The organism is Acinetobacter sp. 24-47-39 (assembly GCF_056783825.1).
This window is the reverse complement of sequence record NZ_JBWYIP010000017.1, coordinates 17,315-42,369: the sequence shown is the minus strand read 5'-3', so window position 1 is coordinate 42,369 and position 25,055 is coordinate 17,315. Positions and strand designations below refer to the sequence as shown.

27 protein-coding genes are annotated in these 25,055 nt (G+C 38.5%); 19 read left to right on the top strand and 8 right to left on the bottom strand.

The window, feature by feature from the left end; translation table 11 throughout:
* Positions 1-9: 9 nt before the first annotated feature.
* The 5 genes from AC1M9C_RS13650 (at position 10) to AC1M9C_RS13630 (ending at position 5,172) form a co-directional block, all read left to right on the top strand.
* Complete coding sequence (locus tag AC1M9C_RS13650; protein WP_092768409.1) at positions 10-810, top strand: enoyl-CoA hydratase/isomerase family protein; 801 nt, start codon at positions 10-12, stop codon at positions 808-810.
* Positions 811-823: 13 nt separating this feature from the next.
* The gene (locus AC1M9C_RS13645) at positions 824-2,818 is read left to right on the top strand and encodes an acetyl/propionyl/methylcrotonyl-CoA carboxylase subunit alpha (RefSeq protein WP_481953901.1); all 1,995 of its coding nucleotides are present in this window, start codon (positions 824-826) and stop codon (positions 2,816-2,818) included.
* The gene (locus AC1M9C_RS13640) at positions 2,818-3,750 is read left to right on the top strand and encodes a hydroxymethylglutaryl-CoA lyase (protein WP_481587972.1); all 933 of its coding nucleotides are present in this window, start codon (positions 2,818-2,820) and stop codon (positions 3,748-3,750) included. Before AC1M9C_RS13645 ends, AC1M9C_RS13640 begins: the two co-directional genes overlap by 1 nt.
* Positions 3,751-3,828: 78 nt before the next feature.
* Positions 3,829-4,533 (top strand): CoA transferase subunit A, encoded by a 705-nt coding sequence (locus tag AC1M9C_RS13635; RefSeq protein WP_092768413.1) that lies wholly within the window; start codon positions 3,829-3,831, stop codon positions 4,531-4,533.
* Between the two features lie 3 nt (positions 4,534-4,536).
* The gene (locus AC1M9C_RS13630) at positions 4,537-5,172 is read left to right on the top strand and encodes a CoA transferase subunit B (RefSeq protein WP_481587952.1); all 636 of its coding nucleotides are present in this window, start codon (positions 4,537-4,539) and stop codon (positions 5,170-5,172) included.
* 37 nt (positions 5,173-5,209) lie between these two features.
* On the opposite strand, the gene AC1M9C_RS13625 is transcribed toward AC1M9C_RS13630, so the two are convergent.
* Both AC1M9C_RS13625 and AC1M9C_RS13620 read right to left on the bottom strand, forming a co-directional pair.
* Positions 5,210-6,301, bottom strand: a complete 1,092-nt coding sequence (locus AC1M9C_RS13625; RefSeq protein ID WP_481587973.1) for a phospholipase A — start codon at positions 6,299-6,301, stop codon at positions 5,210-5,212.
* Positions 6,302-6,374: 73 nt separating this feature from the next.
* Positions 6,375-9,314 carry an insulinase family protein gene (locus AC1M9C_RS13620; protein WP_481587953.1) on the bottom strand — a complete coding sequence of 980 codons (2,940 nt, stop codon included), beginning with the start codon at positions 9,312-9,314 and terminating at the stop codon, positions 6,375-6,377.
* Between the two features lie 258 nt (positions 9,315-9,572).
* Between AC1M9C_RS13620 and AC1M9C_RS13615 the strand changes: the two genes are divergently transcribed.
* The 8 genes from AC1M9C_RS13615 to AC1M9C_RS13580 all read left to right on the top strand — a co-directional run bounded on the left by AC1M9C_RS13615 (position 9,573) and on the right by AC1M9C_RS13580 (position 15,292).
* The gene (locus tag AC1M9C_RS13615) at positions 9,573-10,577 is read left to right on the top strand and encodes an adenosine kinase (protein WP_481587954.1); all 1,005 of its coding nucleotides are present in this window, start codon (positions 9,573-9,575) and stop codon (positions 10,575-10,577) included.
* A gap of 16 nt (positions 10,578-10,593) precedes the next feature.
* Entirely contained in the window at positions 10,594-10,902 is a 309-nt protein-coding gene (locus AC1M9C_RS13610; RefSeq protein WP_481587974.1) for a Rieske (2Fe-2S) protein, read from the top strand.
* Between the two features lie 17 nt (positions 10,903-10,919).
* The gene (locus tag AC1M9C_RS13605; protein WP_481953900.1) at positions 10,920-11,534 is read left to right on the top strand and encodes an OB-fold-containig protein; all 615 of its coding nucleotides are present in this window, start codon (positions 10,920-10,922) and stop codon (positions 11,532-11,534) included.
* A 413-nt stretch (positions 11,535-11,947) separates the two neighbouring features.
* Positions 11,948-12,139 (top strand): cytochrome oxidase putative small subunit CydP, encoded by a 192-nt coding sequence (cydP, locus tag AC1M9C_RS13600; RefSeq protein ID WP_481587955.1) that lies wholly within the window; start codon positions 11,948-11,950, stop codon positions 12,137-12,139.
* Positions 12,139-13,719, top strand: coding sequence for a cytochrome ubiquinol oxidase subunit I (locus tag AC1M9C_RS13595; RefSeq protein WP_035266593.1), 1,581 nt, complete (start codon positions 12,139-12,141; stop codon positions 13,717-13,719). The genes cydP and AC1M9C_RS13595 overlap by 1 nt, the downstream gene beginning before the upstream one ends.
* Before the next feature lies 1 nt (position 13,720).
* Positions 13,721-14,866: a cytochrome d ubiquinol oxidase subunit II gene (cydB, locus tag AC1M9C_RS13590; RefSeq protein ID WP_481587956.1), complete on the top strand. Its 1,146-nt coding sequence runs from the start codon at positions 13,721-13,723 to the stop codon at positions 14,864-14,866.
* Positions 14,867-14,892: 26 nt separating this feature from the next.
* Positions 14,893-14,994 carry a cytochrome bd-I oxidase subunit CydX gene (cydX, locus tag AC1M9C_RS13585; RefSeq protein ID WP_035266590.1) on the top strand — a complete coding sequence of 34 codons (102 nt, stop codon included), beginning with the start codon at positions 14,893-14,895 and terminating at the stop codon, positions 14,992-14,994.
* 1 nt (position 14,995) lies between these two features.
* A complete protein-coding gene (locus tag AC1M9C_RS13580; protein WP_481587957.1) occupies positions 14,996-15,292 on the top strand; it encodes a cyd operon YbgE family protein in 297 nt (98 codons plus the stop codon).
* Between the two features lie 30 nt (positions 15,293-15,322).
* Here AC1M9C_RS13580 and AC1M9C_RS13575 read toward each other — a convergent pair whose 3' ends face one another.
* From AC1M9C_RS13575 to ftsY, 4 genes are all read right to left on the bottom strand, one after another.
* Positions 15,323-15,859: a GNAT family N-acetyltransferase gene (locus AC1M9C_RS13575; RefSeq protein ID WP_481953899.1), complete on the bottom strand. Its 537-nt coding sequence runs from the start codon at positions 15,857-15,859 to the stop codon at positions 15,323-15,325.
* A gap of 66 nt (positions 15,860-15,925) precedes the next feature.
* Positions 15,926-16,567, bottom strand: coding sequence for a DUF2057 family protein (locus AC1M9C_RS13570; protein WP_481587959.1), 642 nt, complete (start codon positions 16,565-16,567; stop codon positions 15,926-15,928).
* Between the two features lie 113 nt (positions 16,568-16,680).
* On the bottom strand, positions 16,681-17,274 hold the full coding sequence (locus AC1M9C_RS13565) for a nitroreductase family protein (protein ID WP_179999782.1): 594 nt from the start codon (positions 17,272-17,274) through the stop codon (positions 16,681-16,683).
* A gap of 237 nt (positions 17,275-17,511) precedes the next feature.
* The gene (ftsY, locus tag AC1M9C_RS13560) at positions 17,512-18,591 is read right to left on the bottom strand and encodes a signal recognition particle-docking protein FtsY (protein WP_481587960.1); all 1,080 of its coding nucleotides are present in this window, start codon (positions 18,589-18,591) and stop codon (positions 17,512-17,514) included.
* 252 nt (positions 18,592-18,843) lie between these two features.
* Here ftsY and AC1M9C_RS13555 point away from each other — a divergent pair, with 252 nt between their 5' ends.
* Together AC1M9C_RS13555 and AC1M9C_RS13550 are read left to right on the top strand one after the other, a co-directional pair.
* On the top strand, positions 18,844-20,151 hold the full coding sequence (locus AC1M9C_RS13555; protein ID WP_481587975.1) for a M16 family metallopeptidase: 1,308 nt from the start codon (positions 18,844-18,846) through the stop codon (positions 20,149-20,151).
* Positions 20,152-20,158: 7 nt separating this feature from the next.
* Positions 20,159-21,670 carry a M16 family metallopeptidase gene (locus AC1M9C_RS13550; protein WP_481953898.1) on the top strand — a complete coding sequence of 504 codons (1,512 nt, stop codon included), beginning with the start codon at positions 20,159-20,161 and terminating at the stop codon, positions 21,668-21,670.
* Here AC1M9C_RS13550 and AC1M9C_RS13545 read toward each other — a convergent pair.
* Together AC1M9C_RS13545 and AC1M9C_RS13540 are read right to left on the bottom strand one after the other, a co-directional pair.
* Entirely contained in the window at positions 21,667-21,987 is a 321-nt protein-coding gene (locus tag AC1M9C_RS13545; RefSeq protein WP_180028944.1) for a hypothetical protein, read from the bottom strand. The genes AC1M9C_RS13550 and AC1M9C_RS13545 overlap by 4 nt on opposite strands.
* 106 nt (positions 21,988-22,093) lie before the next feature.
* The gene (locus AC1M9C_RS13540) at positions 22,094-22,453 is read right to left on the bottom strand and encodes a hypothetical protein (protein WP_481587962.1); all 360 of its coding nucleotides are present in this window, start codon (positions 22,451-22,453) and stop codon (positions 22,094-22,096) included.
* 225 nt (positions 22,454-22,678) lie between these two features.
* Here AC1M9C_RS13540 and AC1M9C_RS13535 point away from each other — a divergent pair, with 225 nt between their 5' ends.
* From AC1M9C_RS13535 to AC1M9C_RS13520, 4 genes are all read left to right on the top strand, one after another.
* Complete coding sequence (locus tag AC1M9C_RS13535) at positions 22,679-22,912, top strand: SEL1-like repeat protein (protein WP_035266572.1); 234 nt, start codon at positions 22,679-22,681, stop codon at positions 22,910-22,912.
* A gap of 139 nt (positions 22,913-23,051) precedes the next feature.
* Positions 23,052-23,435: a DUF2750 domain-containing protein gene (locus tag AC1M9C_RS13530; protein ID WP_035266570.1), complete on the top strand. Its 384-nt coding sequence runs from the start codon at positions 23,052-23,054 to the stop codon at positions 23,433-23,435.
* A gap of 87 nt (positions 23,436-23,522) precedes the next feature.
* On the top strand, positions 23,523-23,954 hold the full coding sequence (locus AC1M9C_RS13525; protein ID WP_035266567.1) for a CBS domain-containing protein: 432 nt from the start codon (positions 23,523-23,525) through the stop codon (positions 23,952-23,954).
* 174 nt (positions 23,955-24,128) lie between these two features.
* Complete coding sequence (locus AC1M9C_RS13520; protein ID WP_481953897.1) at positions 24,129-25,028, top strand: hypothetical protein; 900 nt, start codon at positions 24,129-24,131, stop codon at positions 25,026-25,028.
* Positions 25,029-25,055 lie beyond the last annotated feature (27 nt).

Here is a 25,055-nt window from a genome sequence, read left to right as displayed (position 1 = left end):
GATAATGACATGAGTTATGAATTTTTACAGCTTGAAATTGAACGCCAAGTTGCGACCGTTTGGATTAATCGTGCTGAATTACACAATGCATTCAATACACAAGTGATAGAAGAGCTGAATCACTGTTTCACAACTTTAAATGCTAATGATGACGTTCGTGTTGTCGTTTTGGCAAGTCGAGGTAAAAGCTTTTCTGCAGGTGCGGACCTTAATTGGATGAAGCAAGCAGGTCAAGCATCAAAAGTGGAAAATGAAGAAGATGCTTTGAAACTTGCCAAAATGTTACAAAGTTTAGCCACGCTGAAACAACCGACTATTGCACGTGTCCATGGTATTGCATTTGGCGGCGGCATGGGGCTTGCTTCAGCATGCGATATTTGTGTGGCTTCCACTGATGCTAAGTTTGCCACTTCAGAAGTGAGATTAGGTTTAGCACCTTCAACGATTAGTCCATACGTGATCCGTGCCATCGGTGCTCGTCAAGCATCTCGATATTTTCTCACTGCTGAACGTATTTCTGCAGAACAAGCAAAGCATATTGGTCTCGTCCATGAAGTTTGTCAGCCAGAACAGTTGGATGCCACCGTATTGGAAATCATTGATGCAATTTTGCTTGGTGGCCCTGAAGCTCAAGCTGCATCAAAGTCTTTGATTCGTTTAGTTGATCATCAAGAAGTCACAGAAGATTTACTGATTCAAACCGCTCAACACATTGCGCACGTACGTCAAGGTGATGAAGCCAAAAATGGCTTAACTGCTTTTTTAAATAAACAAAGCCCAGCATGGATTCAAGCAACGGCAGAACAATAAAAAGGAATTCAATATGTTTAAAAAAATTCTCATTGCAAACCGTGGCGAAATTGCATGTCGTGTGATTCGTAGTGCACAAAAATTAGGTATCGCAACCGTTGCAGTCTACTCAGATGCAGATGCCCAAGCGCAGCATGTCAAATTAGCAGATGAAGCTATCTATATTGGTGAATCCCCTGCTGCACAAAGTTATTTACAAGCAGATCGTATTATTCAAGCTGCACTAAAAACTGGAGCGGAAGCCATCCATCCAGGTTATGGTTTCCTATCTGAAAATGATCAATTTGCTGAAGCCTGTGAAAAAAACAACATTACTTTTATAGGGCCTCCAGTGGCTGCCATCTTAGCCATGGGTTTAAAGGCAACGTCTAAAGCATTGATGGAAAAAGCAGGTGTACCACTCACACCTGGGTATCATGGCAGCAATCAAGATGCAGATTTTCTTAAACAACAAGCTGATCAGATTGGCTATCCTGTACTGATTAAAGCCAGTGCAGGTGGTGGTGGTAAAGGCATGCGCTTAGTTGAGCGTGCTGAAGATTTTCTTCCTGCACTCAACTCATGCAAAAGTGAAGCGAAATCAAGCTTTGGCAATGATGACGTTCTAATTGAACGTTATGTTGTCAATCCTCGTCATATTGAAGTGCAAGTTTTTGGTGACAAACATGGCAATTATGTTCACCTCTTTGAACGTGATTGCTCTGTGCAGCGCCGTCACCAAAAAGTCCTAGAGGAAGCCCCAGCCCCTAAAATGGCCGAAGTTAAACTCGATGCGATGCGTGAAGCTGCGATTAATGCTGCCCGAGCAGTAGACTATGTCGGTGCTGGAACGGTTGAGTTCATTGTTGAGCAAGATGGTACAGCATACTTCATGGAAATGAACACTCGCCTTCAAGTTGAACACCCTGTGACGGAAATGATCACAGGACAAGATTTGGTTGAATGGCAATTACGTGTTGCTTATGGTGAACCTTTGCCAAAACAACAGTCTGAATTAAAAATTCATGGCCATGCACTTGAAGCTCGTGTTTATGCAGAAGAGCCAGAGAAAGGATTTCTCCCAGCAATTGGAAAAATTAATTATCTTCATTATCCGACTCAAAATGAATGTGTCCGTGTTGATAGTGGCATTGTGCAAGGTGATGAGATCACAACGTTCTATGATCCAATGATTGCTAAACTCATCGTATGGGGAGAAAATCGTGAAGCAGCACTCGTCCAAATGCATCATGCTTTGAGCCACTTTCATGTCGAAGGCTTAGGCAACAATATTGCATTTTTAGATCGCTTAGTGGCATGTGACTCTTTCAAAAATGCCAACCTAGATACTAATTTAATTCAGCGCGAAGATGAGTTCCTATTTAAAACCACTACTCCTTCTTCGTCTGAAACAATTGTCACAGCAGCATTTATTGAACTGCATTCTCAGTTAAATGAATCCAAGCGTACAAGCCATCCAGTTTGGAAAGCAAAACCCCTGTGGAGAAGTAATGTTGATGCGCGTACACCGATAAAACTTGAACATCTCGGACAAACGTATCAAGTTGAATTTATCTCAACTTCACAAGGGTTCGAAGCACAGCTTGATGGCGAAAGCTACGCTATCTCAGGTCAGTTGCTCAATGAAAATCTCATGGCGATCTATACCTCTTTCGGTCAAGAGAAAATCAGTTTTAAAAAAACCAATTATGCGGTCACCCTATTTAAAAATGGGCAGACTTTTAAATTTGAACTCATCAAACCTAATTTTAATACAAATGATCAATCTTCATCTGACTCAAATCTAAAAGCACCAATGCCGGGTGCAGTGACACAAGTATTTGTTTCAGCAAATCAACGTGTAAAAAAGGATGAAGTGTTATTAACGTTAGAAGCAATGAAAATGGAATACGCTATACGTGCACCATTTGATGGTGTCGTAGTCGCAGCTTATTTCCAACAAGGTGATCAAGTGAAAGCTGGTGATGAGCTGGTTGAGTTTCAAGCTGCTGAGGAGAATGCGGCATGATGAAAACAACCAATCAAACCACACCAAATCACGATAATTTTGTGAAAATCGTTGAAGTTGGACCTCGTGACGGTCTTCAGAATGAAAAAACACCCTTAACATTCGAAGACAGACGCAATCTTATTCTTGATTTGATGAAAACTGGTTTGAAGAATATCGAAGTCGGTTCTTGTGTATCTGCAAAGTGGGTACCTCAAATGGCTGAAAGTGATCAACTCTATGCTAGCCTACCACATGATGAAGATATCCAGTTCAGCTTACTGACACCAAACCTTAAGGGATTCGAGTCAGCTTTAGCTGTAGGCTGTAAAGAAGTTGCGGTTTTCACCGCTGCTTCTGAAAGCTTCACTCAAAAGAATATAAATTGTTCAATTGAGGAAAGTTTTGAGAAGTTTGCTGATGTATTACAGTTTGCTCAAAAACATGATATTAAAGTACGCGGATACGTTTCATGTATCGTCGACTGCCCCTATGAAGGTCCAATTGATCCATCTAAGGTTGCTGAAGTCAGTGCAAAGTTAATTGATCTAGGTTGCTACGAAGTATCCTTGGGTGAAACCATCGGCACAGCTACACCTGATCGTGTTTCCAAAGTTTGGAATGCATGTTTGGAACGAATTGAACCACAACTTTTAGCTGGTCATTTTCACAATACCTACGGCATGGCAATTGCCAATATCTATCAATCACTGACACAAGGCATTCGCATATTTGACTCATCGATTGCAGGACTTGGCGGTTGTCCTTATGCCAAAGGTGCTTCGGGTAATGTATCCACTGAAGACTTATTTTATCTCTTGTCCAATATGGGCTATGAAACTGGCATTGACCTAGATGCCCTGATGCTTGCGAGTCGTAACATTAGTCAAGTTTTGCAACGAAACAATCCATCTAACTATGCCAATGCGTATTGGCAAAAAAAATGTGCTTAGTACGTATCAGCATTATGAAATGATGAAGATCGGAAGCTGATTCAGGATGAACAAAATAAAAATACAATGAGGTGTTCAATGACGAACAAAGTGTATGAAAGTGCTGAAAGTGCACTGAACGATATCATTCAAGATGGTCAAACCTTAGCTGTTGGTGGTTTTGGCTTATGTGGTATTCCTGAGGCTTTGATTGCTGCCCTGAAACAAACAGGAGCTAAAGAGCTGACTTGTATTTCAAACAATGCGGGTGTAGATGGTTTTGGTTTAGGATTATTACTCGAAACGAAACAAATTAAAAAAATGATCTCGTCCTATGTCGGAGAAAATAAAGAATTTGAGCGACAATACTTAAATGGTGAACTTGAAGTCGAGCTAACCCCTCAAGGCACTTTGGCTGAAAAACTCCGTGCTGGTGGAGCTGGGATTCCTGCATTTTTTACCCAAACAGGCGTAGGCACGTTGATTGCAGAAGGTAAAGAAGTACGTGAGTTCAATGGAAAAGAATATATTTTAGAACCCTCTTTAACTGCAGATGTCGCTTTGGTCAAAGCGTATAAAGCAGATAAGGCGGGTAATCTAATCTTTAGGAAAACAGCTCAAAATTTTAATCCCGTTTGTGCGATGGCTGGGAAAATTACAGTCGCTGAAGTTGAGGAAATTGTAGAGATCGGTGAGCTCGATCCCGATTCGATACATTTGCCTGGCATTTATGTAAATCGTATCGTTCTTAACACCACACCAGAAAAAAGAATCGAACAAATGACCTTAAAGGCGGAGGCATAAGTTATGGCATGGACGCGTAATGAAATGGCACAACGAGCTGCCTTGGAGCTCGAAGATGGATTTTATGTCAATTTAGGGATTGGATTGCCAACATTGGTTGCGAACTATATTCCTGAAAATATCAATGTTTGGCTCCAATCTGAAAATGGTTTGCTAGGAATTGGCGAATTTCCGACAAAAGAAACCGTAGATGCTGACCTGATTAATGCGGGTAAGCAAACCGTTACGGCGCGAGCAGGCGCTGCATTCTTTTCCAGTGCTGATTCATTTGCCATGATCCGTGGTGGGCATGTGAATATAGCTATACTTGGCGCTATGGAAGTCTCTGAGCAAGGTGATCTTGCGAATTGGATGATTCCAGGGAAAAAAGTCAAAGGTATGGGTGGAGCAATGGATTTGGTGGCTGGCGTACAAAAAGTCGTCGTGCTGATGGAACATTGTGCCAAAGATGGCACCCCAAAAATTGTTCCGGAATGCTCACTGCCTCTTACAGGTAAAGCAGTCGTTCATCGCGTGATCACAGATCTAGGGGTCTTGGATATCACGCCTCAAGGGGTAAAACTGATAGAACTGGCTCATGACGTCACCTTTGATGAGATACAGAAAGTGACTGGTGTTCCCCTAATTCAATCGAAATAAGATCTCTAAAAAAACCACGCTAAGCGTGGTTTTTTATTTAGAAAGCATTCATCAAAGAGACGCCAATACCCGCATAGGTAGCACGATGATTATAATCAATCAAACTCTCACCATACCCATCGAATAATTGAAAATGACCTCTAAGTTTCCCACTGATTGGGAATGCCCAATCAAATTGTACAGCTCCTCGAGAATCATCCCCACCCTTAAGTGAATGTCTTAACATCAAACTAAAATCATGATCATTCCAACGGTAAAAAGTCGTCAAATCACCACGACCAATGTAGTTTTTAATGTCAGGATTGTTATCATCATTAAAATCTTCTTCGATTCGATACCAAGGTCGAATCATCATAGCGAAATTATCACGCTCAAATCCTAAGTTCAGCATCACACGGTTCCAACTACGTGATAAAGGATCCGAACGTCCATTTGATTGATGATTCAGCGTTAAACCGAGTAAGCGACCATTTAAACCTAAAAATTCATAGTTGGTTCGAAACACAATACTTGCTTCAGGTTCATAATTCGTTTCACGAAATGGTCGTGATTCTTCAGAGTTGTAAACCTGCCAACGAGACGACTGGGTATAACCTAACCAAATATCGCCATTATTCCCGATTAAGTTTTCAACAGCTTTGGTTTTCAGTGAAATTTGAAACTTAGACTCTAAAGACTTTAAATTTTGTTCATCTTCTACGGTGTTTTGAGGATTTGGACTCGATGGAAATTCGTTCTTATCAGACGTCCAAAATGCAGGAAGCAAATACACAGGTTGATGTGCACGGATATTCCATGTACCTAATTTACTGTCTTCAGCCAATTCCCATCGTTTATCAAGCAACGATGAATTTGGTGTAATTACAGGACCTTCCACTGAAAACAAGTTTTCAACTTTTTGTTCGATTTTAGACTTTAAATCCTGTGGTTCAACCTGCGGTGCTGGTATTTCACGCGCAGCCTGACGCTCAGAAACATACGCAGGTTGCTCAAGTTCAGGGGCTTTGAACAATGCATCATAACAGGCTAAACGCTCTGCATTTGAATCAAGTGCAACGCACGCTTGTGGTGACGCTGGATTCGCTGGTACCACATCTGTTGCCCAAACAGTCTGTATAGGCAAACACATAAACGACGACACACCCAACCATATTGGTGAACGTTTTATTCTATTTCGCATTGGCTAAGCCCCATTTTTAATTTTAATTCACTTGTTTTATTGAAAACCCAAGTTCTGCAAGTTGCTCTTTTTTAGCCATTGGTGCTACAACAGCCTTCGTTGGTTTTTGGTTCACTAAATACGTTTCTGCTACACGTTTTAGATCATCTAACGTTACATTGAGCAAACGCTCTCGTAAAGTTTTTCTGAATTGAGGCGTACGTCCATGCAATAATGCATAACATGCAGTAATAGCTTCACCTGCTGGAGAACCTGGCTTATCCATGCTCGATACAAGACCAAGAATCGCCTCTTCAAGTTGGTGTGGTTTTTGTTCAGTATTCAATAACCAATCAATACTTGCTTCAAAATCTTGGAAAGTTTCTGCTAAACGTGGATCACGATAACTATAGAATCTAAATGCACAAGCATTGCCATCATAGCTTGCACCACCACCATAAGCGCCTCCTTTTTCACGGATTGCACTATGTAGGAAACCATTACGTAGATAACCCGCAAGCACCATTAACGGTGCTGCATCCGGATGAGAAACTTCAACTGCTGGATAAGCAGAAGCACAGAATTGGACATTGGATTGAATCAGCCATGCTTCATCATTTTGTGTTTGTTCAAAATTAACTTCAGTAAGACGCACTGGTTCACGATTCACTTCAAGTTTATCCCAAACATTTTGAATTTCTTCAATTAAACGTTCAGACTGCTGCTCTTCACAGACCAGTAGGAACTGTTTAGGCGCGAGTAACAACAAACGGTGAATATTTTGCAGTTCTTCAATGAGATGCGCATAAGCTTGCTCATCTGTTTCAATTCTTTGAACAAGCTCGCTCAACCAATTAAGCGCACCTAAGCCAGTATTATTATAATCACGTAATGCCAATGCACTCATATTACGAGAAGCGATCTGCATGGCATAGCTATGTCCAGAACCAGACAAACGGGATGCCCAACGCGTCTTACGTTGTTGTAAGAGTTCAATAATACGATCCTTTTCATCAAAACGCAGTTTCTCAAATGCCAATTTTAACAATTGAATCGTATCTAGTTTGTGGGCAAGCGATTTTGTTGTCAGCGTTAAAAATGCGCTAATTTTACCTTTATCATCAACTTTACTACGTAGAGATGCCCCCATCCCAAGGCCACCACTTACCGCTGTTTGTAATTGCTGTAATTCTAAATAATTATATTGACCTGCACCGACCTCGCCCATGAGCACTGAGAGTAAGTTAAAGTAAGGTGATTTCACGACTTGATCAGGAATTTGAATAATCACTTGTTGATAATAAATTCCGTTAGTACCAGCATGGTATAAGTTCAAGGGTGTATCTAAGTTATTAGAAATGATTTCTCGCAATTGACCTTGAACGACTGGAAGCTCAGCAGGAATATCTTCTAAACCAACTTTCGGCAATAAATCTAAGTTATCAGGAGTTGCCTGTCTTTCATTTAATGCCTCAGTCTGGCGTACAATTTCCGCTTTTTCGGCATCTGTTAAGCGTGCACCTATATCAGCTAAACGCTGTTTTTCTGCTTCAGCCTCTAATTTCGACTTATTCGCATCTGGTACAAGCGTCATCTGTACACGATGCGGATTATCAATCAAGTGGGTCTTAATCAGATTAGGCAACCACATCGGGTCTTTCAACTGCTCTTTCACTTGCTCAATGGTCGAATCTACGTCCCAAACATGTATTGGATCATTATGATGAATTGCACTGCTTAAACCATTGAGGATGAGGCTTAGACCATAAGGCGTGCCATCTCCACCAATTTCTCGTTGGTGTAATTCAATTTGATGCAAAATCGCATCAACGAATGACTGATCTACAGGCTTCGAGGCAACCTCGTTCAGCACATTCAACACACCGTTTTTGAATGTTTCTGCATGTTCAGGATTTGAACCTTGAATACCACAGTAGAAAGTCATTTCATAGTTAGAATCATCAAGACCTAAAATTGGTCCTGTAGATTGAGCATAACCACACGTTTCTAAATAGTGACGTAATGGTGAAGCAGAATCTTCCAATAAGATCCCTTCAGCCAAACGTAAGCCTAAACGAAGTTGAATATCACTAGATTCAGGAAGTAACCATGCCAGTACATGGTAGGTTTTATCTTTCAAATCTTCAGCATCTACCGCGTAAGTCTCTGTCACCTCAATAGGTGCTTCTAAACGCTGTTCTGGTGTCGAATATAAGGTTTGACCTTTCTTAAACTTAGATAACGCTAAAGTTTCAAACTGCTCTTGTAACTCATAAGCAGATTGATTACCAAAAGTCATGAAAATAGCGTTACTTGGATGATAATGTGACTTATAGAAACTGACTAACTCTTCGTAAGTTAAATCAGGAATATCCTTCGGATCACCACCAGAATTATAGTGGTAAGTCGTTTTAGGGAATAAATGATGAGCAAGTTGGTGATATAACTGATCTGAAGGTGAACTCATTGCACCTTTCATTTCATTAAAAACCACACCCTTGTAAACAGGCTCACCATTCTCCAACTCAATTCGGATACCTTCTTGAGCGAAATCCAAAGGGTTTAAATTGGCTGCAAATGCTGCATCCAAATAGACGGAAAGTAAGTTTTGGAAATCTTTTTTATTCTGTGTCGCAAATGGATAAGCTGTCCAATCGGCAGCTGTAAATGCGTTCATAAACGTATTTAGAGAACGACGAATCATTAAAAAAAATGGATCACGTACAGGAAATTTTTCAGAACCACATAATGCAGTATGCTCAAGAATGTGTGCTTCGCCTTTTGAATCCATCGGTTGTGTACGGAAAGCAACTAAAAAAACATTTTCATCATGTTCAGTTGCTAGATGAAAATGCACAGCGTCAGTTTCTTTATGACGGTATTCTGAAACTAATATATCGAGTGCGGCTACATGATGTTGACGTACCAACTGAAACGCGGGATGAACGGTGTTTTGAATTGTTTCAGTAACATCTACGGTCATGTGTGCTCCTTAATTTACATAAATTTTAACAAAGATCATTATACTGATAGTTCAATACAATTCATCATTTATACAACAAACTCCAACTATTTTCCGAGTAAAATAGTCAGATTAAAACTAAATCAATAAAACTATATCTGAATTAAATGATTCATTTCGATTAAATGTGGGTTAAAGCTTGAAAATCAAGCTATACGCTACTGAATTCAATCGCATTGGTGTAAAATCGTTTTCTTTTTTCGTGATGTGAATTTAGACATGGCTAAAGTTGACCTTTTTGCGATTGGCAATGCCCTCATTGACCAAGAATTCAAAGTATCTGATGAATTTCTTTTAGAGCAAAATTTGCAAAAAGGTACTATGCAGCTTACAGATGGGGAAACTCAAGCCCGTCTATTTCAAAACTTAAAAAATTCTCAAGAATATAAAGGTCAAGCCTCTGGGGGATCTGCAGCCAACTCAACAGTGGCTTTTAGTGCCTTAGGTGGTCAAGCGTTTTATGGATGCCGTGTCGGCAATGATGATCTTGGAGCGTTGTACTTAAAAGGTCTAAATGATGCAGGAATACAAACCTCTGAACGTTCGATTAGTGAAGGCGTAACTGGGACTTGCATGGTTTTGGTCAGTCCTGATTCAGAACGTACCATGCATACTTTCTTAGGTATTACAGCTGAACTCAGTAATGAACAAATTGATTTTGAAGCGCTAAAAACCGCTAAATGGTTATATATAGAGGGTTACCTTTCTACGAGTGATACGGCACGAGCTGCCGTGAAGCAAGCGCGTGCAATTGCGAAAGCAAATAATGTTAAAATTGCGTTAACGCTCTCTGATCCTGCTATGGTGCAGTACGCGCGTACAGGCTTGGACGAATTATTAGATGATGGTGTAGATGTTCTATTCTGTAATGAACAAGAAGCATTGATGTATACACAAACTGATGACTTACAAAATGCTCTTGCTGCACTTAAAAAATTAAGCTCTACCGTCATTATTACGCTTGGAGCAGACGGCGCTCTTGTAGCAACGGAATCAACTGCACTTCAAGTGAAAGGACGTAAAGTTGTTGCTTTAGACACGAACGGTGCTGGTGATGCTTTCTCTGGTGCATTTTTATATGCATTAAATGCTGGTAAAGATTTACAAACAGCGACTGAATTGGCTATTTTAATCTCAAGCCAAGTGGTTGCTCAATTTGGTCCACGTTTAGACGTAGCTGATTACGCTAAATTTCTTAAAGAATTTCAAATAGAAGTCGCATAAAATGAATAAAATTTGCATGACTGAAGACATTCCTGAAAGAGAATCTCGATCTTTTGAAACTGAAAATGGTGAAAACATTTTCATTACGCAACGAGATGGTTGCTTCTATGCGTATCAAAATGTATGCCCACATTTGCAAGTTGAGCTCGAGTTTCTTGAAAATCAATTCTTAGATCGTGATCAAGAGTTCATTGAATGTTCTACTCATGGTGCTTTATTTGATGTAGAAACTGGTGTGTGCATTTCAGGCCCATGCCAAGGTGAATCTTTAGAAAAAGTCGAGATTAAAGTTCATTCTGATGGTGGAATTTACTTAGAATCTTAAGTCATGAGGTGAAGGACATGCTGGCATTTTTAATGGAAATTGATTTAATGCCATTTCATATGTGCGTGTTTGCATTGCTAATGCTCAGCATGGCTGAAACCTTAGGCTATTTTGTGGGATTAAGACCTAGTCAATTTATAAAAAAATTAACACCTTATTGGCTTATTCGCCTTCCTTTGCTTCAAGTTAAATTTTCCAAAGTTCTCATTCTTGTTTTTTTTCTGATCAATTTTAGTTTTGCTGGATATTTTCTTCAGCTCATTGTATTTGCAAGCCAGAAAACCTTTCTAGCTTGGTACTATGTTTTATTACCCGCTTTAATTATCGCAATCTTCTTTACGGTATTTATGATTCATTGTTTGGATCAAGTGATCAAACCCAAGTACAAATCAGAGCACTCAAATTTGCTTGGTCGACTAGCAACTGTTTCCAGTGGTAATGCACGACCTGGTTTCTCTGCTCAAGCACGCGTTCGCGATGAATTCGGTCAATTACATTATGTACAAGTTGAACCAGAGTTTGGGGAACTTGAAATCCAATCTCAAATCCTCCTGATCCGTGCAAAAAGATCTCATTTTATTGCTAAAAAAATTGCCAAAACAAATCAACTATTCAATGTTGATCAGCATTAATGAGCTATTAACACCCCACTTCAATTATATGCATTTGATTTGAAAATAGTTCATTCAAGGTATTTGTGACGCCTATTAAATTTAAATCCAACCCACTCAACGATTATATAAAATTAATAAAATCTTTATAACCAACTATTTTAATCAGATTTAAAACCAACCAATTTAATAAGCTTTAAAACAACAATCCTATTATTTTAGTTGGAATTAAAATATTAATACCAAGTAATTTAGTCTATTTTATTTTTAAATATAACCATTTTAGTCGGATTTAATATAATTAAAAATTAAAACAACAAAATATTGTTTTTATTATATTTTTTATATTAAAAATATTTATGACTATAAAGTATTTATTTTAAATAAAAAAAAGATAATAATATTTAGAATAGATTTAAATAATGCATTTAAATATGATGATTAAACCTTCAAGTTTAAATAAAAATTTAATCAAAGAGATTACTTTGATTCTTATTATCAAAGTAATCATTCTTATCGTGATTAAAAATATCTGGTTTGATGCACCTACCATTCCCAAAAACTTTGACCATCAAGTCGCTGAACGAATTACGGGCAGCGAACTTAAAATGAAGGAGACACGTTGATGATTTCTGAAAGCGTGGTCGATCTATCGCGGTTTCAATTTGCAATGACCGCAATGTATCACTTTATATTTGTACCCCTCACTCTAGGTTTGGCATTTATCCTTGCCATCATGGAAACCACCTATGTCATTACAGGCAAAGAGATTTACCGAGACATGACCAAGTTTTGGGGTAAGTTATTCGGGATCAACTTTGCTTTAGGGGTAACCACTGGACTAACGATGGAATTCCAGTTTGGTACAAACTGGGCTTACTACTCACATTATGTAGGTGACATTTTCGGAGCGCCATTAGCAATCGAAGGATTAATGGCCTTCTTTTTAGAATCTACTTTTATTGGTTTATTCTTTTTCGGCTGGGAACGTCTTTCTAAAGTCCAACATTTATGTGTGACATGGTTAGTGGCTTTAGGCTCTAATATGTCAGCACTTTGGATCTTGGTTGCAAATGGTTGGATGCAAAACCCTGTCGGGGCCGCATTTAACTATGAAACCATGCGAATGGAGCTGGTAGATTTTGCCGCACTAATCTTTAACCCAGTGGCACAAGTTAAATTTGTCCATACTGTTTCTGCGGGTTATGTGACTGGTGCAATTTTTGTATTGGCAATTTCAAGTTATTACCTACTTAAAAAACGTGATTTGGCCTTTGCGCGTCGTTCATTTGCCATTGCTGCTATTTTCGGTCTTGCTTCGACATTATCCGTAATTTTACTGGGTGATGAATCAGGATATGAATTAGGTGATGTTCAAAAAACTAAACTCGCTGCAATTGAAGCCGAATGGGATACACATCCAGCACCAGCTGCATTCACATTATTTGGTATCCCCAATCCTGAGACGCAAACAACAGACTATGCTGTGAAAATTCCATATGTGATGGGTTTAATTGCGACTCGCTCTACAACTGAACAAGTCACAGGGATCAAAGATTTAATCGCACAACATGAGCAACGTATCCGTAATGGTATGGTCGCTTATGCACAGCTTGAACAACTTCGTGCTGGAGATCAATCACCAGAACTCAAAGCTGCATTTGACGAGACTCAAAAAGATTTGGGTTATGGTCTATTGTTGAAGAAATACACACCAACTGTGGTTGATGCTACTGAACAACAAATTAAATCTGCAGCTTTAGATACTATCCCTCATGTTCCAAGTTTATTTTGGGCATTTAGAGCGATGGTGGCGTCAGGTTTCTTGATGCTCTTGTTGTTCATTCTTGCAACGTACGCTGTCATGAAACGTAATGCTGAAAATAAAACTTGGTTGCTCAAGTTTGCACTGATCGCCCTTCCACTTCCATGGATTGCAGCTCAAACAGGTTGGTACGTTGCTGAAGTTGGTCGTCAACCATGGACTATTGGTGAAGTTTTACCAACACACCTATCTGCATCAAGTATTAGTTCAGCTGATGTATGGGGTTCAATTTTAGCACTCGCTGCTTTCTATACAGTACTACTCATTATAGAAATGTATTTAATGATCAAGTTCTCAAGATTAGGACCAAGCTCTTTACATACTGGTAAGTATCATTTCGAAAAACTAGCAGCAGCCAATAAGTCAACTGAGGAGATTTAACATGATTGAATATGAACTTCTCAAAATCATTTGGTGGGTATTGGTCGGCGTCCTCCTTATTGGGTTTGCTTTGACTGATGGATTTGATATGGGCTCTATGGCACTGATGCCGTTTGTCGGTAAAGACGATGAAGAGCGTCGTGCTGCTATCAACACGATTGCACCACATTGGGATGGAAACCAGGTGTGGTTTATTACGGCGGGTGGTGCACTTTTCGCAGCTTGGCCAATGGTATATGCAACAGCTTTCTCGGGTATGTACTGGGCGCTGTTACTCGTATTATTTGCTTTATTCCTTAGACCTGTTGGTTTTGACTATCGCTCTAAGCTCGAAAATACTAAATGGCGTAATGCTTGGGATTGGGGCTTATGTATTGGCGGAGCAGTACCAGCACTCGTTTTTGGTGTTGCATTTGGCAATATGTTCCTTGGCGTCCCCTTTACACTTGATGAAACTGTGCGTTCAACTTACACAGGAAGCTTCTTTGCACTTTTAAATCCATTTGCCTTGGTCTGTGGATTGGTCAGTTTAACGATGCTTGCTGCGCATGGTGGTGCATGGTTAATGCTACGCACTGAAGGTGCATTAAGAACACGCTCTGCTCAAGCTACACGATATATGGGTATTCTTTTTCTCATCTGTTTTATTGGTGCTGGTGCTTGGTTATATTTCGGCAATATCGAAGGCTACACACTTGTAACACCTTATGATACGAATGGTGTAGCTAATCCACTCGCTAAAGAAGTACTTACTGATGCCAATCATGGCTGGATGAACAATTATTCTATTTATCCAATCACAATATTGGCACCAGTGATGGCAATTATCGGAGGAATAATTGTGGTTTTAGCATCGTCTAAAAATAAAGCGGGACTTAGTTTTCTGGGTACATCGTTCGCTGTGATTGGCGCAATTCTCACTGCTGGTTTTGCCCTATTCCCATTCCTGATGCCATCTAGTATTCATCCAAACATTAGCTTGACGATGTGGGATGCAGTATCTAGCCAAATGACGCTTTCAGTAATGACTGTTGCTGCGTGTATTTTTGTTCCACTGATCTTGGCATACACCACTTGGTGTTACTACAAAATGTGGGGTGTGATCACCAAGAAACATATTCAAGACCACACACATAGTCTGTATTAAAACTGAATTACTGTTAGGAGAAAATTATGTGGTACTTTGCATGGATTCTAGGTGTGTTAATGGCATGTTTCGCGAGTGTACTTGCAGCCATTTACATGGAACAACATCAAGACTTAGACGGTGAATGAAATGAGTGAGCTTGCAATGTCGAATTCTGAAAAACGTAAATACTCATTCGCAATGATCATTTCATTTCTGATGGCATTGCCTCTCGCTACCATATTACTCATCCACCCAAGTCTGATGTTGGATGCAAGTGGTAATTACAGTCATCGTGCCATGATGCTGATTATGGTAGGAATATCTGGTGGATTTATCCATGGCGTAGGGTTTATACCACGTTATTGGATATGGAAGTATTTATTTAGTCCATATGTAGCATGGCCATTGATGATTTATGGTTACTATACTTGGCTGTTCACTTAATTTATAAAAAAGCCCTCTATGAGGGCTTTTTTATATCTGTTTAAGCATTTCGACTAAGTGAACTTCTTGAATTGGCTGCCCAACACCCGAATCAACTGGATAGCTATCCGTTTTTGTTGTTATTTCATACCCACGTCTTTGATAGAATTGAATCAATTCTACACGTTGACTCAGCACCCACATTCTTATGAAGTCTAAATGTGAATAGTTTGATTCGACTCGATTCTCAATAAACTCAAGTAATCTTTTTCCATATCCACAATTTTGCAGATCTAGATTAACGGCAAATGTCCCTATTTCAGCAGCACAATCAGAAACCGTTAAAGCTATACACCCTACAATAGAGTGATTTTCACCCCGAGCAACATATAAAATCTCAGATGATTCAAGTTGCTGTGATCCTAAAATCAGATTGAATAAAGCTTCTTCAGTAATGCGTAAACCCTCAACTAACATTGCTTCATTGGTCCATGATCCAACATGTTGATCACGATATGCTGAATTAATTAACTTAAATAATTCAGCATGATCATGAGATGAAGCAATTTGAAATACTAAATCTTTCAATTTTAAGCTCTAATTTTTTTACTTAAGCATACATTCAGATGGCCACATTTTGTAATATTAAATGTTTTATTGCGTTGCAAGCCAAGTCATAAATTTTTGACGTTCCTGCTTTGAAGAATTTTTCCATACTTCAATCAACGTCTGACCATCATGAGTATTTGAATTTGTATTTTTAATGTCAACATGTTCCACTGTTTGAGTATTTATTGATGATGAACTTGACTTGATCATTGGGCTAGCTTGTGGCTCATTATGCAATATCTGATTGATCGTACCGCCTAGCAAACTTTGCGAGGTCATTTGGACAATCAGATTATTTGAAATGAGTTGATTATTTTGATTATAAATTGCCAATTGAGGATTTTTGGCGAATGTTTTTGCTTGGTCCAAATCTCGTGGTGGATGAATTAAATCCAATTTGTATGACTTATTATCCTCTAGGGTTGGCAATTTCAAAGTAAGAATATCCGACTTTACGATCTCATGATTATTTAAAGGTAGTTCAAAGTATTGATTATATCGAACATTCACCAAAGGTTGATTCGCATCAATTTGGTATTGTTTTTTTGATTTAAATAGTCCTGATTTAACCTCTTGATTATTCACTGAAATTACGACCAGTTCCTCTGGAACCACCAAGGTCGCCGCTGCAAAAATTTGACTGCTCAAACCCGTAAATATCAATGCAGACGCAATTTTTAATTTCATAAATAACTCAATATTAGATTGTTAGATATGACTACTATGCTACCAAGCGATGACAATTTAATGACAGAACTCGTCATAAAAAAAGGCACCGAAGTGCCTTTATATGATTTGGATTAATTAAAAGTTTTAAAACGAATCTCGTCATCAATAAACGTTTTATCTCCTGCAGGCGCTTCGATTGAACCAAGCACAAGCTGTGCACGAAGTTTCCAAGAGGCTGGGATTTCAAATGTTGAAGCCACTTCTTCATCCACAATTGGATTGTAATGTTGTAATGATGCTCCAATATTTTTTTCTGACAATGCTGTCCACACTGCAAATTGAGCAATAGCTGTTGAATGTTCAGACCAAATTGGGAAATTCTCAGCGTAAAGTGGGAATTGCTCTTGTAAACCTTTCACCGTATCTTGATCTTCATAAAACAATACTGTTGCATGACCCGCTTTAAAGCTATTGATCTTATTTTGAGTTCCCTCAAATGCTTCTGCAGGAACAATTTTACGTAACGTTTCTAAAACGATATTCCAAAATTTGTCATGTGACTCACCAAAAAGTGTCACAACACGTGATGTCTGTGAGTTGAATGACGATGGACTTTGACGTACCGCTTCTTTAATGGTTTCTTCAATCTGAGTATTGTCTAAAGAAACATTCTTACCAATTGAATAGATGGTACGGCGATTTTTAATTTGATTTAGAAAAGACATAACTTATTCCTTATTTTTAACATTCATTGTGTGCTAACGATGATGCTATCTTATTCATATTACGAAACCTTTTCAGCCTTATCTTTATAACAAAGTGTTCTATTTTTGGAACAAATTGCGTATTTAATGTATTGAGTCAAAAGATTCGGCTTTCTCATATTTGATTAACTTTATGAATTTTAAATATTTATAAAAAAAGCTCCGTATATGGAGCTTTTTAAATTAACCCAAGAATGATTATTTTTCGTTATCAAATAATGCAGCGACAAATGATTTTGCTGAGAAAGGTCTCAAATCATCAATCTTTTCACCTACACCAATAAATCGGATTGGCACATGTGTACGGCTCGCAATGTTAAATAGCACACCACCCTTTGCCGTACCATCCAATTTGGTAATAGTAAGACCCGTTAAACCTACAGCTTCATCAAACATTTCAACTTGGTTAATCGCGTTCTGTCCTGTACCAGCATCCACAACAAGCATCACTTCGTGCGGTGCAGTCGCATCAATTTTCTGCATAACACGTTTTACTTTTTTGAGCTCTTCCATCAAGTGACCTTTGTTATGCAAACGCCCTGCGGTATCTGCAATCAATACATCGATCCCTTTCGCTCGTGCACTTTCAAAAGCATCAAAAATTACAGAAGCACTGTCTGCACCATGACCTTGTGCAACGACATGAATATCGTTACGTTCACCCCAAATTTGTAGCTGTTCAGTCGCCGCAGCACGGAAAGTATCGCCTGCCGCGAGCATGACTTTTTTACCTTCACCTTGTAATCGTTTTGCGAGTTTACCAATCGTGGTTGTCTTACCTACACCATTTACACCCACAACCAAAATCACATAGGGATTTTTATTCGGATCGATATGTAACGGTTTGACACGTGGTGCTAATAAAGCAACTAATTCTTCTTGAAGAGCTTTATAGAGAGAATGAGAGTAGATCAAATCGCCACGCGCAGTTCTTTCAGTTAAATTGGCAATAATTGTTTTCGTCGCCTCTACCCCAATATCTGCGACCAATAATTGCTCTTCAACTTCTTCGAGCAGCTCATCATCAATCTCTTTACCACCGACTAAAATGTTCATCATTCCATCAGCTAAATTTTTACGAGATTTTGATAAGCCTTCTTTCATACGACTGAAGAAGCCACCTTTCGGTTTTGATTCTTCTAAGGCCGGCACCGTTTCCAGCTTTTCTACTTCATTGTTTTCGATAATAGGCACATTAACGGCCGGGAGGCTCGGTAAGGTGACATCGTCATCACCAATATCCGCATCAATCAAGAATTTATTTTGCTGTTCTTGCATGCCGATTCCTTGAAAAGCATTGCGATTAAAAGAATAGAGTTTAGCATAGATTGCTTTAAATTCACGATCTGCAATTACTTTTAAAACGATCAACCAAATTGCAACAGTTCAATCTTGAATAAATATACGACATCATCAAGAATAATTTTAAAGTCATTATTCGGATTAATTGTGTCTCTCAGCCGGCTCAAATTCTCTCTGCAACTCATTTTCAAACAGACAATCATCATTGCTGCGATTACATCAGCACCGATGATGACATTTGCAAATCAGCAAACAGCTCAACTCTCTCGAAATACCGTCGAAACAACACTGGACAATGGTTTAAGAGTCATTATTAGAGAAGATCATCGCGCACCTGTAGTAATCAGCCAAATCTGGTATGCCGTCGGCAGTAGTGACGAGTCAGGGAATTTACTCGGCATTTCACACGTCCTAGAACATATGATGTTCAAGGGCACTAAAAAAGTACCGAATGATGAATTCACACGCCTTAGTCGAATTTATGGTGGTAGTGTCAATGCATTCACATCTACAAATTACACCAATTACTATCAATTCTATCCTAAAAAATATCTTCCACTGGCATTAGAGTTAGAAGCAGATCGAATGCAAAATTTAGTTCTGCGCCAAGAAGATTTCGAACCCGAAATTAAAGTTGTAATGGCTGAACGACGGCAACGAACAGAGGACAATCCTCGAAACCTTGCTTTTGAAAGATTTAAATGGATTGCATACCCGACCAGTCACTATCGCCAACCAGTGATTGGCTTAATGAAAAATCTGAATAACATTCAATTGAATGATTTAAAACAATGGTACGAAACTTGGTACGCGCCGAATAATGCAACATTAGTCATTATTGGGGATGTAGATCCTGAACAAACCATTCGAGAAGTCAAAAAATATTTTAATAAGATTCCAAAAAAATCCGTTCCTGAACGAAATGATGTGCTTGAATTTTCAAGAATTGGATATCGCTTCATGGAGCAATATCAGGCTGTACATGTACCCAACTTGTTTATGTCTTGGAATGTCAATTCCATTAAAACAGCAAAAAACCCTCAAGACGCCTACGCTTTAACCATTATTCAAAATCTATTGGACGGCGGAATTTCAGCACGTCTACAAGAGAGACTGATCCGAGATAAGCGAATTCTGACCTCAATTAATGTGAGTTATGATCCATATAATCGTGGGGATAGCCTATTTTTAATCTCTGCCATACCTGCTGAGGGTATCAGTCTTGATCAAGCGCAAAAACGCATACAGCAGGAACTAGATTTATTCAAATCAGAATTGATCAATGAAAAAGAACTCAATCGGGTCAAGGCGAATTTCGTTTCCAATTTAGTGTATAGCCAAGATGATATTATTGGGCAAGCTCGACTCATTGGTTTGCTCAGCATCAATGATCTAGACTATCGCATGATTGATCAACTCCCTGATTACTTCGATAAAGTCACACCGCATGATTTACAACGCATTGCCAATATTTATTTTAATCGTGACAATTTGAGCGTTTTACATCTTTATCCTGAACAGAAAAACAACAACTAGGCGTTTTATGAATTATTTGTCTTCTCTATTTTTAACGAGTGTATTGTGTGGTGCCATCTTGAGTTCAATGTCACATGCGGAGGAACTTATAGAAGCTGAACCAATCGAACAAATCATCGAAGAAGATCCCAGTGGTCTAAGCTCAATCAAAAACTTGTTAAGCTTAAAAGAGATCAAAAAAAATTCGCACAATTATCAAGCGCCTTTTGTTCAAGAACTTAAAAACTCTTTAAATGTACGAACCTTATTTGTCGAAACGAATGATCTGCCAATGGTCGACATTCAAATTACATTTTATGCTGGATCTGCACGAGATGAAGTCATAGGTAAAGGACTTTACGGTATATCCAATATGGCAGCTCGCCTTATGCTTGAAGGAACAGATCAGCTCAGTGCCAAACAGATTACCACCACATTTGAGGGATTAGGCGCCAAATATTCTTTCAATGCCTATCGCGATATGTTTGTTGTTCGACTAAGAGTGTTAAATGATCCTGAAAAATTTGACCCTGCATTGAACTTACTACTGCATTTAATCAAACATGCCACCTTCAAACAATCAGGCATTAATCTCGCGCTCAGTAATACTCAAATTGGTCAAAAACAACTTCAAGAGAATCCATCTAGACTAATGTCAATACAACTGTACCGTATGCTGTATGGAGATCATCCATATGCTCAACCAACAGCTGGGACAGTCGGTAGTTTAAAAAACATTACGCCTGAATTACTCAAAGAATTTAGAGATCGATTGCTTGTCGCTCAAAATTCCAATATAGCAATCACAGGACAACTCACTCAAGATCAAGCTCAACAGATCTCGGAACTGATCAGTATCAATTTACCGCAAGGGCAAAAGCAGCCCGACCTTCCAACTCCCGTCAGTGAATCAGGTTTTAAAATTTCAGTACTAAAACGCGAAAGCCTACAAGCACATGCATTATTGGGTCATTTATCTTTAGAACGAGCACATCCAGACCGTGCCGCTTTGGAAGTTGCCAACAGAATGTTTGGTGGTGGGAGTTTTAATTCAATCTTATCAAAAGAGTTACGAGTTAAACGAGGACTCACCTATAGCGCATCGAGTACGCTGACTACACCACAGGTACCTGGCGTTTTTAGTTTTGGATATGCGACACAACAAGACCAATTGCTCGAAAGCTTAAAGCTCGCACATCGAGTATTCATTGACTTCAAAAAACAGCCAATTACTGACTCTTTGCTTAAAGAAAATAAAGAAAGTATTCTTCGGTCTTTTCCAATGACCTTAAATAGCAATGCAAATATTAATGCCCAAATCGCATCAATTGGTTTTTACGGACTTAATTCCAATTATCTAAATGAGTATCAGGAGCAGATTCGAAAATTAACTCGCCAAGATATTCAAAATGCAATACAAAAACATTTACACCCCGATCAAATGACTGTTATTGCTGTCTCTGACCGTGTCACTGCCAAGGAGATCGAAGAAATACTGAATCAAAATCTTGGGCTCAAGCTGAATAAGATTGAAAACTAATCCAACTTTTCAATCGCTGGATAAATTTTTATATGAGCATTCTCGATATGATAAGCATTCAGCAAACGATAAAATTCAATATTTTTAATCTTAGGTTTTGCAAGTAACAAAGTTGCCATTTCATGCGTTCGCTCTAAACGATTTTGAGCCGCGAGCGCTTGTACTTGTTCAAAGTGAGCTGAATTAATTGGACGATTCAGTGCAATACTAGAGACAATAAGAATAAAAAGTACAATGCCTATGATGAAAGCATTTTGAATCTGCTCAATATTTAATTGTGAGAAAAGATCAGACGAAATTTTTTTTAAATGGAGCATGTACAACCTCGGATTAGCTTAAGTGTAATCCGAGATGCTTTAAAAATATAGTGTTAACGTTGATTTAAACAAGAACCATTATGCAAAAAATGGCGCTTATTCACCTTTAAGAGACAACATTCTGCACAACACCAAAATATAAGATAGCAGCGATCACCGCGAGTACGATAAAAATAGTGAAAACACTTAAACCACCTTCAGCATCATCAGGGTGTTCTTCGTCAATGACGGCGATACGTTTTAATTCGCCGTCATAGTAGCGATAAAATTCAGCTTTTGCTGCAGGATCAAGCGTCTGCGTATAATCATGCACACGTTTACGCTGCTCTAAACAGTAGTGACCTAAATGGATTTCTTGATGAAAAATTGCTTCATCAAGTTGTTTTTTATGATGATGTGCAAGCGCAATAATATCGGATGGCTCTGGTGGATTGCCAAATGTGAAACCATCAATGGTATTAGTCATAAGTCATTCTCCTTTATAGTTATTTACAGTTTTATCATAAACCCAATATAAAATGATTAAAGTTTAATCATGTAAGTATTTTTTAAAAGATTTATCTTGAAAATTTATTTGACAATTAACGCAAATTGTAATATTAGTTTAATATTACTTTGTTATATTCCATTTTGACCTAATTTAGGTCTTTATAACTGTAGTACTAATCATAATTAGAATAAGGAGTTTTATATGATTAAACAATTCTCTCAACAAGACCTCGAACATATGTATTCGAATGCTGTAAATACCATTCAATTTGAAATGAATTTTACAGACGCAGTTTCAGAACTTGAGAATGCAGCACGTGCGGGTCACGGTAAAGCAGCGATGTTTCTAGCTGAACTCTATCTTCAAGGTTTCCGTGTAGAACGTGATTCTTTGAAAGCACAGTATTGGCAAAACATGGCCACAATGCAAGCATAAATAAACGTCACATTCGTGGCGTTTTTTTAGCTTTTTCATTACATATTTGCTTACCAAACTTTAAATTAATGCAACTAAACTTTAAGAAAAAAACATTAGACTGAACTTATCATCATTGGTATTGAATCATTGAACGATCATGAACACCTTTGTACAGTTGCAACCAAATTCAAAGCATTTTTTACTCAAAGTTAATATCCTTAAAACCATGATGTATTGTGGAGTACTGTGGGGACTGTACAATCCAGAACATCAAGGTTGGGCCATCCGATCAATCAATCAAGAATACATATTCCCCTTCTGGCTCAATTCAGTGCAGGCTTTACATTATGCAAAAATTCACTGGCCGCACTATCAGCCTCGAAAAATAACGCCTGATGATTTTAAAAATTCACTACTCCCAACCCTAACGCGATTAAAAGTCACACCTGCCCTGTGCAATCATCGAGATCGCCACTTTAAGCTCACTATTCCACACATGCAGATGCTATTTTTTCAGAATCATTTAAGCCCTTCTATTTAGCAGAAAATTCCACTAAAACGATTGTAAAGATTTTAGATTTCAGTTATTAACTTATACATGGACGAATAACCAATAAGAGGAAACTTTATGACAACAGTAGCTCAAGTCCTACAAAATAAAAACAATTCAGAAATCTCTACCATCACACCTGATGCTACGGTTTTAGAAGCAATCACATTAATGGCAACAAAAGGTATTGGTGCCGTTGTTGTCGTACAGGATGAAAGACTTGTTGGAATTTTATCTGAACGGGATTACACGCGTAAAATTGCACTTATGCAACGTACATCTGACTTAACTACAGTCTCAGAAATTATGACTGGTACGGTTTTATCTGTAAGTAAAAGCAACACCGTAGATGAGTGTTTAGATTTAATGACAGAACGTCATATTCGCCATCTGCCAGTATTAGAAGACGATAGACTCGTCGGAATTGTATCTATTGGTGACTTAGTTAAAGCCGCGATGGAAGACCAAAAAGTGTTGATCGAACAACTTCAACAGTATATTTCAGGATAAAGCTAAGCTCCCATCTCGGGGGCTTTTTTGATAATTCCATCATGATCTCAATTTTGAACAATAGATTGAAATTGGTCATCTTTTACAATGATTTTCTTTTATTGAGTCATTGAACTATTTAAACAGCATCAGTAAAGTCATTACATTATGGAATTTTTTGCCTAAGGACTGATGATGTATAAAAAGTTATTGTGTTACACCGCTTTATTTGTAACTGCTTCCACTTATGCATCTGAACTTGAACCAACGATAAAGAATCAAATAGAGCTGCTAAAAAAAGCAAAAACATATCAAAAAAAGACACTTATCACGCCTGCATGTAATACCTATGAAAAAGCCTACAAAATGGGATATTTAGGGGCTGATCAAGATATGAAAAATCCAAGAAAAAACAAAGAATTTGTTGAAGCCGCTCTGCAAACTTCTGCCTGTTATACAAATTTGAATTATACAGAACAACCCCAAAAATGGCTCGAAGGTACTGTAACGCTATTTAAGTTAAAAAATTATTTTGCAGTCCCAAACTTAGATGGCCGACTCAAAGAAATTCAAGATGAAATGATGTCGATCGCAGAAGTGCTATATTTCAAAAAAAATGCTGACTATCGCAATCCCTCTTCTGAAGTGACCAATGCCTGTGCTGCATCTGAAATTGGCTTCAAAATTGGTTATTTAGGTGATCCTGATAAAGCTAAAGATCCTGCATACAATGCAACATACGTACAACATGGTTTATTTCATGCCGCTTGCGTTTCTCTACTTCCATCCAAGGCTAAATCTGAGAATCCAGCATTTACGAGTTATTTGTCTTACGCAATTTTAAAAGAACTTGCCACCAAATATGACAGCAAAAAAGCACACGAACTAAGTGCACCAGCTGATGAAATTATGAAAACCATGGTTCAAGCTCAACAAGCTCAACAAGCTCAACAAGCTCAACAAGCTCAACAAGCTCAACAAGCGACTGAAACACTTGTTCAAGATCTTTCAATCGAAACGCCGCTCATTCCAATTGAAATTTCATCCTTTGAAAATATTCTTACGCCTTTGAATGAAGAACCACCAGAAATGTAATTAAAAAAACCAGCCTAAGCTGGTTTT

What these genes read in the sequence shown, in the direction of transcription:
- AC1M9C_RS13650 (WP_092768409.1), top strand. Translation starts at nt 10, where the DNA reads ATGAGTTATGAATTTTTACAGCTTGAAATTGAACGCCAAGTTGCGACC.
- AC1M9C_RS13645 (WP_481953901.1), top strand. Translation starts at nt 824, where the DNA reads ATGTTTAAAAAAATTCTCATTGCAAACCGTGGCGAAATTGCATGTCGT.
- AC1M9C_RS13640 (WP_481587972.1), top strand. Translation starts at nt 2,818, where the DNA reads ATGAAAACAACCAATCAAACCACACCAAATCACGATAATTTTGTGAAA.
- AC1M9C_RS13635 (WP_092768413.1), top strand. Translation starts at nt 3,829, where the DNA reads ATGACGAACAAAGTGTATGAAAGTGCTGAAAGTGCACTGAACGATATC.
- AC1M9C_RS13630 (WP_481587952.1), top strand. Translation starts at nt 4,537, where the DNA reads ATGGCATGGACGCGTAATGAAATGGCACAACGAGCTGCCTTGGAGCTC.
- AC1M9C_RS13625 (WP_481587973.1), bottom strand. Translation starts at nt 6,301, where the DNA reads ATGTGTTTGCCTATACAGACTGTTTGGGCAACAGATGTGGTACCAGCG.
- AC1M9C_RS13620 (WP_481587953.1), bottom strand. Translation starts at nt 9,314, where the DNA reads ATGACCGTAGATGTTACTGAAACAATTCAAAACACCGTTCATCCCGCG.
- AC1M9C_RS13615 (WP_481587954.1), top strand. Translation starts at nt 9,573, where the DNA reads ATGGCTAAAGTTGACCTTTTTGCGATTGGCAATGCCCTCATTGACCAA.
- AC1M9C_RS13610 (WP_481587974.1), top strand. Translation starts at nt 10,594, where the DNA reads ATGACTGAAGACATTCCTGAAAGAGAATCTCGATCTTTTGAAACTGAA.
- AC1M9C_RS13605 (WP_481953900.1), top strand. Translation starts at nt 10,920, where the DNA reads ATGCTGGCATTTTTAATGGAAATTGATTTAATGCCATTTCATATGTGC.
- cydP (WP_481587955.1), top strand. Translation starts at nt 11,948, where the DNA reads ATGATGATTAAACCTTCAAGTTTAAATAAAAATTTAATCAAAGAGATT.
- AC1M9C_RS13595 (WP_035266593.1), top strand. Translation starts at nt 12,139, where the DNA reads ATGATTTCTGAAAGCGTGGTCGATCTATCGCGGTTTCAATTTGCAATG.
- cydB (WP_481587956.1), top strand. Translation starts at nt 13,721, where the DNA reads ATGATTGAATATGAACTTCTCAAAATCATTTGGTGGGTATTGGTCGGC.
- cydX (WP_035266590.1), top strand. Translation starts at nt 14,893, where the DNA reads ATGTGGTACTTTGCATGGATTCTAGGTGTGTTAATGGCATGTTTCGCG.
- AC1M9C_RS13580 (WP_481587957.1), top strand. Translation starts at nt 14,996, where the DNA reads ATGAGTGAGCTTGCAATGTCGAATTCTGAAAAACGTAAATACTCATTC.
- AC1M9C_RS13570 (WP_481587959.1), bottom strand. Translation starts at nt 16,567, where the DNA reads ATGAAATTAAAAATTGCGTCTGCATTGATATTTACGGGTTTGAGCAGT.
- AC1M9C_RS13565 (WP_179999782.1), bottom strand. Translation starts at nt 17,274, where the DNA reads ATGTCTTTTCTAAATCAAATTAAAAATCGCCGTACCATCTATTCAATT.
- ftsY (WP_481587960.1), bottom strand. Translation starts at nt 18,591, where the DNA reads ATGCAAGAACAGCAAAATAAATTCTTGATTGATGCGGATATTGGTGAT.
- AC1M9C_RS13555 (WP_481587975.1), top strand. Translation starts at nt 18,844, where the DNA reads ATGATGACATTTGCAAATCAGCAAACAGCTCAACTCTCTCGAAATACC.
- AC1M9C_RS13550 (WP_481953898.1), top strand. Translation starts at nt 20,159, where the DNA reads ATGAATTATTTGTCTTCTCTATTTTTAACGAGTGTATTGTGTGGTGCC.
- AC1M9C_RS13545 (WP_180028944.1), bottom strand. Translation starts at nt 21,987, where the DNA reads ATGCTCCATTTAAAAAAAATTTCGTCTGATCTTTTCTCACAATTAAAT.
- AC1M9C_RS13540 (WP_481587962.1), bottom strand. Translation starts at nt 22,453, where the DNA reads ATGACTAATACCATTGATGGTTTCACATTTGGCAATCCACCAGAGCCA.
- AC1M9C_RS13535 (WP_035266572.1), top strand. Translation starts at nt 22,679, where the DNA reads ATGATTAAACAATTCTCTCAACAAGACCTCGAACATATGTATTCGAAT.
- AC1M9C_RS13530 (WP_035266570.1), top strand. Translation starts at nt 23,052, where the DNA reads ATGAACACCTTTGTACAGTTGCAACCAAATTCAAAGCATTTTTTACTC.
- AC1M9C_RS13525 (WP_035266567.1), top strand. Translation starts at nt 23,523, where the DNA reads ATGACAACAGTAGCTCAAGTCCTACAAAATAAAAACAATTCAGAAATC.
- AC1M9C_RS13520 (WP_481953897.1), top strand. Translation starts at nt 24,129, where the DNA reads ATGTATAAAAAGTTATTGTGTTACACCGCTTTATTTGTAACTGCTTCC.